General features: G+C 36.5%; 13 protein-coding genes. All 13 read right to left on the bottom strand.

Annotated features, from left to right (window positions below; all coding sequences use genetic code 11):
- Positions 1 to 148: 148 nt before the first annotated feature.
- Complete coding sequence (locus ACJVDK_RS12000; protein WP_443936900.1) at positions 149 to 1,423, bottom strand: nucleotide sugar dehydrogenase; 1,275 nt, start codon at positions 1,421 to 1,423, stop codon at positions 149 to 151.
- A 234-nt stretch (positions 1,424 to 1,657) separates the two neighbouring features.
- Entirely contained in the window at positions 1,658 to 2,521 is an 864-nt protein-coding gene (gene rfbA, locus ACJVDK_RS12005) for a glucose-1-phosphate thymidylyltransferase RfbA (protein ID WP_443936901.1), read from the bottom strand.
- Positions 2,522 to 2,558: 37 nt separating this feature from the next.
- Positions 2,559 to 3,419 (bottom strand): dTDP-4-dehydrorhamnose reductase, encoded by an 861-nt coding sequence (gene rfbD / locus ACJVDK_RS12010; RefSeq protein ID WP_443936902.1) that lies wholly within the window; start codon positions 3,417 to 3,419, stop codon positions 2,559 to 2,561.
- 1 nt (position 3,420) lies between these two features.
- Positions 3,421 to 3,960: a dTDP-4-dehydrorhamnose 3,5-epimerase gene (gene rfbC / locus ACJVDK_RS12015; RefSeq protein ID WP_443936903.1), complete on the bottom strand. Its 540-nt coding sequence runs from the start codon at positions 3,958 to 3,960 to the stop codon at positions 3,421 to 3,423.
- Positions 3,960 to 5,012: a dTDP-glucose 4,6-dehydratase gene (rfbB, locus tag ACJVDK_RS12020; RefSeq protein ID WP_443936904.1), complete on the bottom strand. Its 1,053-nt coding sequence runs from the start codon at positions 5,010 to 5,012 to the stop codon at positions 3,960 to 3,962. The genes rfbC and rfbB overlap by 1 nt, the downstream gene beginning before the upstream one ends.
- A 118-nt stretch (positions 5,013 to 5,130) precedes the next feature.
- Positions 5,131 to 5,694, bottom strand: coding sequence for a DUF3109 family protein (locus ACJVDK_RS12025; protein WP_443940051.1), 564 nt, complete (start codon positions 5,692 to 5,694; stop codon positions 5,131 to 5,133).
- 2 nt (positions 5,695 to 5,696) lie between these two features.
- Positions 5,697 to 6,470 (bottom strand): DUF3108 domain-containing protein, encoded by a 774-nt coding sequence (locus tag ACJVDK_RS12030; RefSeq protein WP_443936905.1) that lies wholly within the window; start codon positions 6,468 to 6,470, stop codon positions 5,697 to 5,699.
- Positions 6,471 to 6,556: 86 nt separating this feature from the next.
- Entirely contained in the window at positions 6,557 to 7,072 is a 516-nt protein-coding gene (locus tag ACJVDK_RS12035; RefSeq protein ID WP_443936906.1) for a DUF2480 family protein, read from the bottom strand.
- A 66-nt stretch (positions 7,073 to 7,138) separates the two neighbouring features.
- Entirely contained in the window at positions 7,139 to 9,223 is a 2,085-nt protein-coding gene (locus ACJVDK_RS12040; protein WP_443936907.1) for a SurA N-terminal domain-containing protein, read from the bottom strand.
- A gap of 171 nt (positions 9,224 to 9,394) precedes the next feature.
- Positions 9,395 to 9,970: a hypothetical protein gene (locus ACJVDK_RS12045; RefSeq protein ID WP_443936908.1), complete on the bottom strand. Its 576-nt coding sequence runs from the start codon at positions 9,968 to 9,970 to the stop codon at positions 9,395 to 9,397.
- Complete coding sequence (locus tag ACJVDK_RS12050) at positions 9,970 to 11,262, bottom strand: hypothetical protein (protein ID WP_443936909.1); 1,293 nt, start codon at positions 11,260 to 11,262, stop codon at positions 9,970 to 9,972. The genes ACJVDK_RS12045 and ACJVDK_RS12050 overlap by 1 nt, the downstream gene beginning before the upstream one ends.
- A 1-nt stretch (position 11,263) precedes the next feature.
- Positions 11,264 to 11,998 carry a type III pantothenate kinase gene (locus ACJVDK_RS12055; RefSeq protein ID WP_443936910.1) on the bottom strand — a complete coding sequence of 245 codons (735 nt, stop codon included), beginning with the start codon at positions 11,996 to 11,998 and terminating at the stop codon, positions 11,264 to 11,266.
- 82 nt (positions 11,999 to 12,080) lie between these two features.
- Positions 12,081 to 13,067, bottom strand: a complete 987-nt coding sequence (locus tag ACJVDK_RS12060) for a DUF6427 family protein (RefSeq protein ID WP_443936911.1) — start codon at positions 13,065 to 13,067, stop codon at positions 12,081 to 12,083.
- Between the last annotated feature and the right edge of the window lie 67 nt (positions 13,068 to 13,134).

Below are 13,134 nucleotides of genomic sequence, written 5' to 3' on the forward strand. Positions count from 1 at the left end.
ATACTTAATCTCATGTTTTTAATCTGACAAACATACACAATAAATGCAAAGTAAAAAAAAGCTTACGACATGAAATTGTGCAAATACTTAATTATTAGGATAAGGGAATTGACATCTTTAAAACTTATTTTCAATAGCGTAACCAAAATTACAGTCGTGCATCCACCAAGTCACGATCAATAAACGATTTGGTATCGAAAATAATACTGCTTTTATCGGTTATTTTTTCAAAATCGAGCGACAAGAACTGCTGATGCGCTACCGCCAAAATTATAGCATCGTAAATTTTATTAGCCGGCTTTTGTATAAGAGAAATAGCATACTCCAGTTCAACTTCTTCTACATTGGCCCAGGGGTCGTAAACATCCACATCCATACTAAAAGCTTTTAATTCTTTATAAATATCAATTACGCGGGTATTTCGAGTATCCGGACAATTTTCTTTAAAGGCAAACCCTAAAATGAGCACCTGCGCATTTTTTATAGTTTTATCTTTAGCAATCATCAGCTTTATAACTTTGTTTGCTACAAACATCCCCATCGTATCGTTTACGCGTCTTCCCGAAAGAATTACTTCTGGTTTATACCCTAGCGATTCTGATTTATGCGCTAAATAATAGGGATCAACCCCAATACAATGTCCTCCAACTAAACCTGGCTTATAGTTCAAGAAATTCCATTTTGTGGCAGCAGCGGCCAAAACATCCGAGGTATCAATCCCCATCCGATCAAATATTAAAGCCAGTTCATTCACAAAGGAAATATTCACATCGCGTTGCGCATTCTCTATTGCTTTTGATGCTTCTGCTACTCTAATACTTGGGGCTAAATGGGTGCCCGCAGTAATAATGGAGGCATACAATTGATCAATTTCTTGTGCTATTTCTGCAGTGGAGCCTGAAGTAACCTTTTTAATTTTAGTAAGTGTATTTACTTTATCGCCAGGATTAATCCTTTCGGGCGAATACCCACAGAAGAAATCTTCATTGTATTTCAATCCTGAACGGTGTGCTAAAACAGGTACACAATCCTCTTCGGTACAACCTGGATATACCGTTGATTCGTAGATCACAATATCCCCCGGTTTTAAAACTGCGCCTAACATTTCGGATGCCTTTATCAGCGGGACTAAATCTGGTCTTTTTAGCTGATCAATGGGTGTTGGAACCGTAACAATATAAATCGTGGCAGCTACGATATCTTGCAATTCTGAGCTGAAACGTAGCCCCTTTTCGGGTGTTTGATTGATAACCGCCTTTAAATCTTCCAGATTTGCTTCTTTTGTTCTGTCCAAACCATTTCCCAACTCCAATACCCGTTCCGAATTAATATCGAAACCGACAACTTTATATTTCTTTGCAAATTCAATCGCCAATGGTAGTCCAACATAACCTAAACCAATAACTGCAATTTGCTTGTTCATGTTCACATTCATAAGGTAAAAAGCAAATATAGAATATTATCTATTTGTGCTATTGCTATTTTTTGGAAAGCAAGTGCACTGCACATCTTAACGCCCATCCCGTGCTTTGCTCTAAGCAATTATTTTTTCAAAATAATACTATCCGCTTCGCCCGGGTTTAGTAACGTTCTGCATCTGCAAAAACACCGCCAATTTCTGGTGCCAAACAAAAAAACCAGCTTTCGCTGGTCTCATTTATTTCTTTATTTGCTTTAGCAGATAACTACCATATCCACTCTTAACTAATGGCGTTGCAATTGCTTCCAATTGTTCTGCGTTGATAAATCCCATTCGATAGGCAATTTCTTCAATACAGCCAATTTTTAATCCCTGGCGCTCTTCGATAATTTGCACAAACTGACCAGCTTGCATTAAAGAAGTAAATGTTCCTGTATCTAACCAAGCTGTTCCCCTACTCAAAACACCAACTTTAAGCTTTCCTCTTTCAAGATACACTTTATTTACATCTGTTATTTCGTATTCTCCGCGAGGTGATGGTTTAATATTTTTGGCAATTTCAACCACCTCGTTATCGTAAAAATACAACCCAGGCACCGCATAATCCGATTTTGGTGCTACTGGTTTTTCTTCGATGGAAAGTACATTTTTATGTTCATCAAATTCAACTACACCATATCGTTCAGGATCTGAAACCTGGTACGCAAAAACCACTCCTCCTTCGGGATCTGAACTGGCTTGTAAAAGTTTCGCCATTCCATCGCCATAAAAAATATTATCGCCTAAAACCAAAGCAACCTTATCATCACCAATAAATTCTTCTCCTATTACAAAAGCTTGAGCAAGGCCATTTGGCTCTGCTTGCACCGCGTAGCTAAATTTACATCCTAACGAGGCTCCATCACCCAATAATTTTTCAAAATTTGGAAGATCGTGGGGTGTTGAGATAATTAAAATTTCTTTAATACCGGCTAACATTAACGTTGATAGCGGGTAATAAATCATTGGTTTATCGTAAACGGGCATCATTTGCTTGCTACACGCAAGTGTTAATGGATGCAAACGCGTACCGCTACCGCCGGCCAAAATTATACCTTTCATAATTGAGATTTTAAGCTAAAATTTATGGTGAATTCAGTTATTGTTTATTCAATTGTTGTATACAAGCGATCAAACTATCTCTCCAATAAGGGATAGATAAATTAAATGCCTGTTTAATTTTGGTTTTGTCCATTACCGAAAAAGGTGGACGTGTTGCTTTCGTAGGATATGCAGAAGTTGGGATAGGATGAACGTTTACAGTTGTATTACTGATATCAAATATTGCTTTCGCGAAATCAAACCATGAAGTTACCCCTTCATTACTGTAGTGATACACACCATAAGCATCTGATCCAGATTCAATCACGTCAAAAATTGTGTTCGCTAAATCAATCGCATACGTTGGGGTCCCAACCTGATCAGCAATAATGTTTAATTCATCTCTGTCTGCACCCAATTTAAGCATGGTTTTTACAAAATTGTTGGCATACTCAGAATAGAGCCAGCTTGTTCGGATGATAAAATGTTCTTTTAAAATCTGTTCAACGGCTTTTTCTCCGTCTAACTTTGTTACACCGTACACATTTATTGGCACCGCGATATCGCTTTCGGTTAATAGTTTAACCTCATTTCCTTCAAAAACAAAATCGGTAGAAATATGAATTAATTTCGCGTCATTTAATTGACAGGCTTCAGCCAAATAGGCTGCGCCCGTTTCATTTACTGCTTTCGCCAAATCAACTTCATCCTCTGCTTTATCCACAGCTGTATAAGCGGCGCAATTAATCACATAATTTGGCTGTTCGCGTTGTAATAGCGAAATCAGTCCTTCCTTATCTAAAATATTGGCTTCTTGTTCTAAAGGAAAAACAATATTCTCAATCGTACGTCTTTGCGCCACCGTTTTTAAACATTGCCCCAATTGTCCACCTGCACCAATTACGAGTATTTTTGTCATGTTATAGAGATGAGAAAGAATTTAAAACTAAATCTTTATCGGATATAGATTCTTTACCCGCTGGAATCAACCAATCAATATTTAAGGTCGGATCGTTATACAAAACACCTAATTCAGAGGCTTTATTGTAAAAATTATCGCACTTGTAAAAAAATTCCGCAGTTTCACTTAATACGGAGAAACCATGCAAAAATCCTCTAGGAACATACAATTGTAATCTGTTCTCAGCACTTAACTTTACTGAAATATGTTTACCATATGTGGGCGAACCCGGACGAATATCAACGGCAACGTCCAATACTTCACCTTTTAAAACACGAACTAGTTTTGCTTGCGCAAATTCTCCACTTTGCGCGTGTAAACCGCGAATGACTCCATATGACGAAAAGGATTGATTATCTTGCACAAAATTACCTGATAAACCCGTTTTCTCTTCAAAGGTATTGCGGTTAAAGCTTTCGAAAAAATATCCTCTCTGATCTTCAAATACGCGTGGTTTTATAATAACACAGTCCTTTAATCCCGTTTGCTCTATTTCCATTATTTAGTACTGTATTGGGTTTCGTAATACGTTTGATAATTGCCTGAAGTAACATTGCTTAACCAATCTTCATTTTGCAGATACCAATCAACCGTTTTGGCTAATCCTTCTTCGAATTGTAAGCTTGGTACCCAATCCAATTGTTCTTGAAGTTTTGTCGAATCAATTGCATAACGTAAATCGTGGCCTGCTCTATCGGTTACATAGGTAATTAATTTTGCAGATTCACCTGCCTCTCTACCTAATTTTTGATCCATTATCTGACACAATAAATGAATTAAATCGATATTTTTCCATTCATTATGACCACCGATATTGTAGGTATCACCAGTTTTTGCATTGTGAAAAATTACGTCAATAGCACGGGCATGATCTTCAACCCAAAGCCAATCGCGCACATTTTCGCCTTTGCCATATACAGGCACTGGCTTATTATTTTTGATATTATTAATGGCTAAAGGAATTAATTTTTCGGGGAAATGGTGCGATCCGTAATTGTTTGAGCAATTTGAAATCACACAATCTAAGCCATATGTATCGTGGTATGCACGAACAAAATGATCTGAACTTGCTTTCGAAGCTGAATAAGGGCTATGCGGATCGTATGCTGTAGTTTCGGTAAACATGCCTGTTTCTCCTAAGGCTCCGTATACCTCATCGGTACTTACATGATAAAATCTTTTCTTATCGTAATCACCTTTCCAATAAGCTCTTGCAGCGTTCAAAAGATTTACCGTTCCAATAACATTGGTAATTACGAAAGCGGTAGGGTCTGCGATAGAACGATCTACGTGACTTTCGGCGGCTAGATGAATAACTGCGTCGAAGTTTTCGGCCTCAAACAAGGCATTTATTGCAGCGGCGTCGGCAATATCTTCTTTAACAAAGCGATAATTTGCCTTATTTTCAATATCGGTCAAATTTGCTAAGTTACCAGCATAGGTTAACTTATCTAAATTTACAATTTCGTATTGAGGGTAATTGTTCACGAAGCGACGAACTACATGCGACCCAATAAAGCCTGCTCCTCCGGTAATTAAAATTTTTTTCACAGCAATAACGTATTTATTTTGCTAAAATACTATTGATAGTACAAAGAACCAATTTAATAATCTATTTCCTTTAAAAAAATCAACAGATTAATCAAAAGTAAGTAGTAAATCTACCTAATTACAGCACTTCTACAGAACTTTCTAGTTCTTTATACCATGCTTCTCCATATTTTCGAATAAGTGGCCCTTTTAAAAAAGTATATACAGGCACCTTTAGTTCTCTTCCAAAGGTACATGCATCATGACAAATGTGCCATCTATCGTAGTTCAACACTTCAAACTCAGGGTATTTTGTAATACGAATGGGATATAAATGGCAGGATATAGGCTTTTGCCAATCTACTATTCCTAGTTCATATGCTTTTTCAATAGCACATTTTGTTATTCCGCCCTCAAATAACACATAGGCGCATTCTTTATTGGTATCCACGCAAGGCGTTGTTAAATCTCCGTCCAAATCCGTCACATACACACCTTGCTCTTCTATCGCTTTAATTCCCTTTTCATTTAGCAGGTGCTTTATTTTCGGATATATATCTTCCAATATGGCTGTTTCTTCTACATCCAAGGGGGCTCCAGAATCACCCTCTACACAACAGATTCCTTTGCATTTGTTTAAATTACATACAAAGTTCTCTTTAAGCACATCTTCATGTACCAGTACATGTTCAACTTCTATCATCATTATTCTTTTGCCAATGGGTATTTCAACCCTTCTGCTGATTTTAATTCCATTGTAACAGCACCAACTAATATTTCTACTTGCGCTTTCACCGGCACCCGATTTCCATCATCCGTTACCCACAAATAGAGACGACTGTCCTTTTTAAAGATACGCCCTGGTTTTATAGTTGGACTAAATTTCAAACACCGAATACTCCCTAGTTTACTTTTAATTGTCTCTTTTCCTATGTACTCTATCTCCAATGCCGATACTTCATCTTGTAAAAAATAATTGAGTTTAAATTTATCTCCTTGTTTCAATTTAGTGATATCTAAACTTCTAGCGAAATAATATGCCGAAACCAAATCGAACGTTTGTGTAGTTGGCGTGTTAAAATTTCCTCTATTTGAAACTATTTTTTTTGTTGATTGATGAAATCGAGCTTTATCTTTCCGGGTATAATTCGCTTCGCGAATATTTTCTTGGTAAAAATAGGGTGTTAGATCTGTTTTATCAATATAAGAATCGTAGTGGTCTCTTATTTTATAAAACACATCAAAAGTTCCTGATGTTTCAGCATCCACGCTTATTTTATAGGTTGGCTGATTATCGAACTTTAAATCGGAATTGGTAACTTTTAATACGCCTTCTGCCGCTGTTACGAAACCATAACGCAATCTATATTTTAATACTTCACCTTCTTGAAATACAGGCTCTTTCTTTAGTGGTAATTCCTGTGCCTTGCTTAGCATACCTATTGCGGTAGCAGCTATTAGTAAAAATAGTGTTCTCATTTAATTTAGGGTTGTTTCATGCATGTGTGTTTTTAACAACATACAAAAAGCAAACCAATTATTTGCAGGTAAAAGATGCATGTATGCTAATCTTTTCTTTTATAAACTGGAACTGTTGAACAAGGTTCTCCAAACATTATGCTTTTTACAACAGGGGTAAGCAGATTGGTTATCTCTACGTATGCTGCAACTGGGATTTCTATATCACCACAACCCTTTACCACCACCCGTTCATTTGCATATTTTGCAAGTTCAATTTTTGCTAATGCTTTAGAAAACAAAACAGCTTCCAAAGCATTTAAATCGCCGAAAACAACTTCATGTGCAAAAGGCTTCATTTTATTTGCCAACAACATATACGCCCAAGTAGGCACGATAGCATCCGTTGAACAGATAATGGCTATATTCTTATCTTGATACTGACTCCAATCGTGCTCCTTAATAAATGCACGAAAATCTTTTTCTTTCAAAATTAACCCATGAAAAAGATTGTCCTTAATATCGTATACTAAACGCTCCGATTGATCGTAGTAATCTTCCAAGTTTAAAGTTATTAAACCACTGTTTGCTACTTTATTAATGATGTTCTCCTGAATTTCCATGGCTTTAAAATAAAAAAACCGTTCAGACTTAAAGTCTGAACGGTTACAAATTTACGGATTTTCTAATTAATAGAATTTCACGCGATTGTCTTTTATTTTTGCGTTATCTTGTAAAGCTTGGAAAGCCGAACCTAATGAACGTTGGCTTACGCTTAACAACATGGTTTCTTTTTGTTTAAACATGTTTGCAATTGGAGCTGGATTCGTAAATCCATCTACTGCAAATACATAAACACCACGCTCTCCTTCTATCGGAGCTGATACTTTTGCTGGTTGCGCCCCAAATACGCTTCCTACCAATTTATTTTCTTGAGCAATACCCGGAATAATTGGGTTAGCAAAAACAATGTTTTGAACAGGAGTAACTGGACGCGCAACTTTTGAAGCGATTTGATTCAAATTAGCTGTACCCGCAGCTGCAAACTTCTCTTTCAACATTTTTGCTTTTACTGCATTGCGAACCATTGGTTCAATCTCTTTCTTAACATCTTCTAACGATAATGCACCTTTTGGCTTAATGCTTGTTAAACGAGCAACCACATAGGTATTCGACATTTTATAAATCTCAGGGAAAACATCACCTTTATCTGCAGCGTATGCTGCTTGAATTAATTTACGAGGATCATCTAAACCTGGAGCAAAACCTTGAGTTGCAGTAATACCATCTGCTACTGTTACTTTTAATCCTTTTTCTGCAGCATATTTAGAAAAATCTTTTCCTTTAACATCTGCTAAGAAATTACTTGCCGCTTTGTAAGCTGCATCTTGCGTTTTGCTACTTGCATTTACAGCTTTCTCAATGTAAGCCAATTTAACAACTTTCGAAGAACCCACTTGTTTTTCGATTTTGATTACATGCACACCGTATTGCGATTTAACTATCTTAAGATCGCCTACTTGACCATTGAAAGCTGCGTCTTCAAACTCAGGCACCATTTGTCCGTGCGCAAATGTTCCTAAATCGCCACCTTTATCTTTCGATCCGTCTACACTGTATGTTTTAGCCAATTCAGCAAAACTTGATCCTTTCAACACCAATCCTTTTAATGAATCGGCTAATTTCATCGCTTTATCTTCACCGCCAACTGCAGCAGGATTGATTAAAATGTGACTCGCCTTTACTGAATCTGGAGAAAAACGCGCATTTACCACTTTAACCAATTTGTATGAATTACCACTTAATTTTGGCCCGTAAAAGCTTCCTGCTGGTAAAGCAAAAACAGCCGAATCAACTACTGGATCTAATTTACCTTTGGTGATATATGTAAATGGAACCTTAACATCGGAGTTAATTGCGGCAAACAACGAATCGTTTTTAGCAGTTTTAAACTCATTTGCAAGTTTTTCTACTTGAGTTTTAATGGCTAATGAATCTGCAGCAGTAGGATTAATGCTGAATGATACGTAATCGAATGCACGGCTTTCTTGAGGATTATTAAAACGTGCTTTATTTGCATCGAAATAAGCACTGTAATCTTGATCCGTCAATTTAACAGAAGCATCAGGAACTGATGTATAGTCTAAGCTTACATATTGGAAGTTTGCCAATTTGTTACGATTGGTATACTCATCTTGTGCTTCCAATGAAGTTACATATACCGAATTACGAATCAAGTTAGAGTACTTTGTTTGTAACGCTTGATTCATGATTTCTTCTTGCAACATATTTGACTGTGTTAAAGCTTGAGGATCCTTTGATTTAAGAAAATTCATTAAAGCAACACGATCAATCTGTCCAGTTTGTTGGTTTGAGAAATACTGTCTGATAAGCGGGCTTGGATTTTCACCTTGCAACAACTCCATCAATTCATCTTCTGATACCGTTAAGCCTAAACGTGTATATTCCTTTGTTAATAACACTTTCGCTAATTCAGCATTCCAAACTTGATCAACAGCCATGGCAGTCATTTGTGCATTTGCACTACCACCGTACTGTTGTTTCATTTGATTTAATGCCTGATCTACTTTAGGACCAAATTCATCAATGCTAATATCGTTACCATCAATTGATCCTACGTTTTTTTGGTTTGCTGCCCAAAAAGGCTTACCCACACTAATTGCATCACCTACTAAAAATGCAACAATTGCAAAACCAATAGCGAAAACGAGTATGTAGCCCGCACGGTTACGCAAAAATGTCATTAATCCCATATTGTACTTTATAATTTATTTAGTTTTTTTAAGAGGGCGCAAGATACAAATTTGCATTAAAAAAGAAAATACAAAATAATATTTATCAACTCTTTAATTTTTAAGCAAATAGTTGCGAATATTCCCGCTATTTTTTTTGCTATTTATTCATTCTCTAGATAGAAATTTCAATTACGGAGCAAGTTGATCTTTCATCGTAAATTGTCCAGAGCTTTGATTTAATTTGTAACTGCTAAAATCTTGTGGAGCCTCAAAATCAATACCTTGCACTTCATTTCCTTCAATTGTTTTAATGTATACCATTTGTGTTGAAAAGAATAACTTTCTTGATTCATCCCAAATTAACTCTTCAGATGAAAAAGTGGATCCTTGCGCATTTTTAACTACCACATTTTTTTTAAAAATGGTTTTCTGCTCCTGCATCTGTCTAATGGCGTAATCGGAAACCAATGTTCCATCAACCGCACCATTCTTCAAATTGTAAAAGTAAATTTTCACACCTTTTGGCATTTCTTGATAGACAGCCCCATTTGCTGGTGTAACATTGTCCATGATTGGAGCATTTCCCTTTGCCTTTACACGTGCTGAATCACTATAAATGACTTCCACCCCGACAGTACGCTCTTTCGTAACCTCTGGATTAACAGGTGCTACGGCATTTGCATTTTTTAGGTCATCTCCTCCGCACGACACCAAATAAAATGGTAACGCAAATGATAAAGTCCAAAAAAATTGCTTCGTTTTCATTAATCTAATCTATACTTACGGAACCATGTATCGTTCAGCGTAAAGCCTAAATAAAAGTTAACAAATCTTTCTTTAACCAGGTTGTTCGCTAAAGTACCACGATCACCAATTACGGTGGTAAAGTTAATTTTATAGAACGTTGCGCCACCACGAGAGGCCGCTAAAGGGAACCCAAAACCAAATGATGCTGATCGTTGGTTTATATCATTCGTTCCAATTTTAATATAGGTTTTATCGTAGTTAACCCCTAAACGGTAATCAACACGTGCAAAATAGTTGTTATATGACGTATAATCAGGTGTAAATTGAGCTCCAACCGCTACACCCCAACTATCTTGCAACCCCTGGTTTACGCCATTTATGGTTGTGCCGGCCCATTTCCCCATTCTAAAATCAGCTCCCACTAACCATTTATCGTTTTCTTGAATAGCAATACCAAAATTATGTACCAGCGGTAATACCAAACTCGATTTCCCATTCACGATAGCACTCAAGGTATCTAAAGCAGGATTTTCTTCTCCATTGCTGTTCAAAGTATATTGGGTAGCATAGAAGGATTGCCAAGAATTAACTTTTGCTTTATTGCTTCCAGAATAACCCAATGTTACCAAGGTTTTCTTGCTAATATTGAAATCATACTGAGCCCCGTACGAGAAACTAAAACCTCCTACACTATTCTTATTTTGCAATTTTGCATTGTATGCTGCTACATCATAATACTCTATCGCCTTGGTGTTAATGATATTACCAAAAATATACTCAGCATTCGCTCCAATTCTGAAGTGGTTGCCAATACGGATTCCATAGCCGAAATATGCTTTGGTTAAACCTCCTTCGCCTTGATAAATCTCCTTTATGTTGGTGGTATCAACTTTGGTTGGATTGCTATATGAATAACCTACTTCTGAATAAGGCAAAAGACCAAAACTCATTGCTGATCTTTTTGAAATCGGTATACCAAAAGCAATATGACCAAATGAACCATTAAAACTGGATTCTTGTTGGCTACCTTTTGATAGGTTGGTAATCTCCCCCGCAATACCAATATCGGCCGTTGTTAAATTAATAGACGAATAGGAAGCCGGATTTTGCATATTGATATAATTAAATCCCGTAACTTTATTTACAGCAGTAGAAATACCTCCCATTGCCCTTAAGTTTGGCAACAACGATCCTTTAATATTTCCTAAACCATATCTCGAGTAAGGTGACTCTGTTGTTACCTGTGCTTTTACACTTAATACACTAACGAATGCGAGTAGGGCTGTTATATAATTTATTCTTTTGTACATTTTAATCTGCAATAGCTTCATTTAATCCTTTTAATACTAAATAGGAATCTGTTCTAATTTGAGGCGCAAAGATGCTGTTTTGTAATTGCTTATACAAAAATTTAGCGTCGCCACCTGTTAAAACCACCTTTAAAGCATGTTCTTCTATATTATTTATGGCAATAAAGCCTTTTATTTCATTTACTACCCCTTGCAAAACGCCGTTTTTCATCGCGCTTTCAGTATCCACACCATCAGGGATTTCCTCATCCACAGACCAATTTATCAACGGCAACTTCCCGGTAAATTCATGCATCGCTTTAAAGCGCATCGCAATACCCGGACTTATGCTTCCTCCTTCATACACCTTCGACTTATTTAATAAATCATAAGTGATGCATGTTCCTGCATCGATTACTAAACAGGCCTCATTCGGGTATATAGCCGCTACAGCTAAAACTGCTGCCCACCTGTCCAAACCCAAGGTTTGCGGACTTTTATACCTACTTTCAACACCTTGGGTCAGGTTAGTTGAAAAACGGGTATAGTTGGTTTTAGCGACTAAAAATTCTTCGAGGGTTTCATTTTTTTCACGCACACTACTTATAATTGACTTTTCAACCTCGTATTGTGTAAGCAATGGTGTTAAATCGCTTATTTCCACCTTGCTTAAGCGCGCAAAATGTATCATTTCTCGATCAGAAAAAACGGCTATTTTTGCTGAAGAATTTCCAATGTCGATACAAAGTTTATGCATTATTTCAGTCGCTGAAAAATTTCTAAAATAAAAACCTGCCACAAAGCTATTAATCTTTAGCTAGTTTCGGTCTAGTATTTTGTTAAAAAAGGTTAAACAAAAAATACTGTATGGAAAGTACAAACAGTAAAAATAAGCTTTCATAAAACCATCTTTTCTTGGCATTGGTAAAATAATAGGCCATTAATACCGAGACCGGTGGTACACAAAGCAAAAAATGCCAGGTTCTTACCTCAGGCTTTAAATAAAAACACAAGCCTGCAACAATAAACATAAAAAACAGCAATTGAAAGCCCTTGCGCGTACTAATATAACTTCTAAAAAATTTCTCTCGCAATTGAAGCAATGCTAAGCCTAAAATGACTGCTACTGGTATTAGAACCAAGTAATTATTGTAGTTTATTTTAAAGTTAGATGGGAATTTATTTGCTAAAGGCTTCCATATTTCAAAAAAGGAGCTCAAATTATCGTTCCAATAGTAATAGACTGCTAAAAAGAAAAAGATGGTTAAAAATCCGATTAATCCCGCCGACCACTCTCGCCAATTAAAAGAACGAAACAGTAAAAGCGATAAGAAAATCATCAAAATCATAGAGATGAAAGGAAAATACAGCAAGGTTCCAATGGCGATAATCATTCCCATATCAAAAACAGCCATCATGGAATTACCGCTCTTACCAATTTTCAAAAAACGATCAATCATCCATATTAGCAAGAAATTGCAGAGTAATGCAGGACTCAAAACCATAAAGCTCGAAAACAAACTCGTTCCCGTGACATACATGAAAGCCGTTAAATAGCTAGGCTTACCCAGTAAATTATGGTTATTGATGATTTTATTGAATATAATTGCCTGTAAATAGATCAACAGAGTGGCTAAAACTACGTTGGATAATGGCGTAATTAAATTTGTATAGTTTCCTTTGATTAATAAGCGGGTCAAGGTTTCGACAAACTCGAAATTTAAGCTATCGGGCATATTTTTAAACAGCGCAATACGCATCAAAAGCGCATACACAAATAAAAATAGGAGGTTAACTGGAGTTAGCTTACGAAACTGATTAATCATTGCTTTTTACAAAGAGCAAAGTAAAGAAATATTTGGGAATATGCGATAAGGGATTCATCGCTAGACA

Origin of the sequence: Pedobacter paludisoli, assembly GCF_052344095.1 — a bacterium.
Lineage (GTDB): Bacteria > Bacteroidota > Bacteroidia > Sphingobacteriales > Sphingobacteriaceae > Pedobacter.

Bases quoted from the DNA above. Each gene is read 5' to 3' on its own strand.
- ACJVDK_RS12000 (WP_443936900.1), bottom strand. From the start codon at position 1,423: ATGAACAAGCAAATTGCAGTTATTGGTTTAGGTTATGTTGGACTACCA.
- rfbA (WP_443936901.1), bottom strand. From the start codon at position 2,521: ATGAAAGGTATAATTTTGGCCGGCGGTAGCGGTACGCGTTTGCATCCA.
- rfbD (WP_443936902.1), bottom strand. From the start codon at position 3,419: ATGACAAAAATACTCGTAATTGGTGCAGGTGGACAATTGGGGCAATGT.
- rfbC (WP_443936903.1), bottom strand. From the start codon at position 3,960: ATGGAAATAGAGCAAACGGGATTAAAGGACTGTGTTATTATAAAACCA.
- ACJVDK_RS12025 (WP_443940051.1), bottom strand. From the start codon at position 5,694: ATGATAGAAGTTGAACATGTACTGGTACATGAAGATGTGCTTAAAGAG.
- ACJVDK_RS12030 (WP_443936905.1), bottom strand. From the start codon at position 6,470: ATGAGAACACTATTTTTACTAATAGCTGCTACCGCAATAGGTATGCTA.
- ACJVDK_RS12035 (WP_443936906.1), bottom strand. From the start codon at position 7,072: ATGGAAATTCAGGAGAACATCATTAATAAAGTAGCAAACAGTGGTTTA.
- ACJVDK_RS12040 (WP_443936907.1), bottom strand. From the start codon at position 9,223: ATGGGATTAATGACATTTTTGCGTAACCGTGCGGGCTACATACTCGTT.
- ACJVDK_RS12045 (WP_443936908.1), bottom strand. From the start codon at position 9,970: ATGAAAACGAAGCAATTTTTTTGGACTTTATCATTTGCGTTACCATTT.
- ACJVDK_RS12050 (WP_443936909.1), bottom strand. From the start codon at position 11,262: ATGTACAAAAGAATAAATTATATAACAGCCCTACTCGCATTCGTTAGT.
- ACJVDK_RS12055 (WP_443936910.1), bottom strand. From the start codon at position 11,998: ATGCATAAACTTTGTATCGACATTGGAAATTCTTCAGCAAAAATAGCC.
- ACJVDK_RS12060 (WP_443936911.1), bottom strand. From the start codon at position 13,067: ATGATTAATCAGTTTCGTAAGCTAACTCCAGTTAACCTCCTATTTTTA.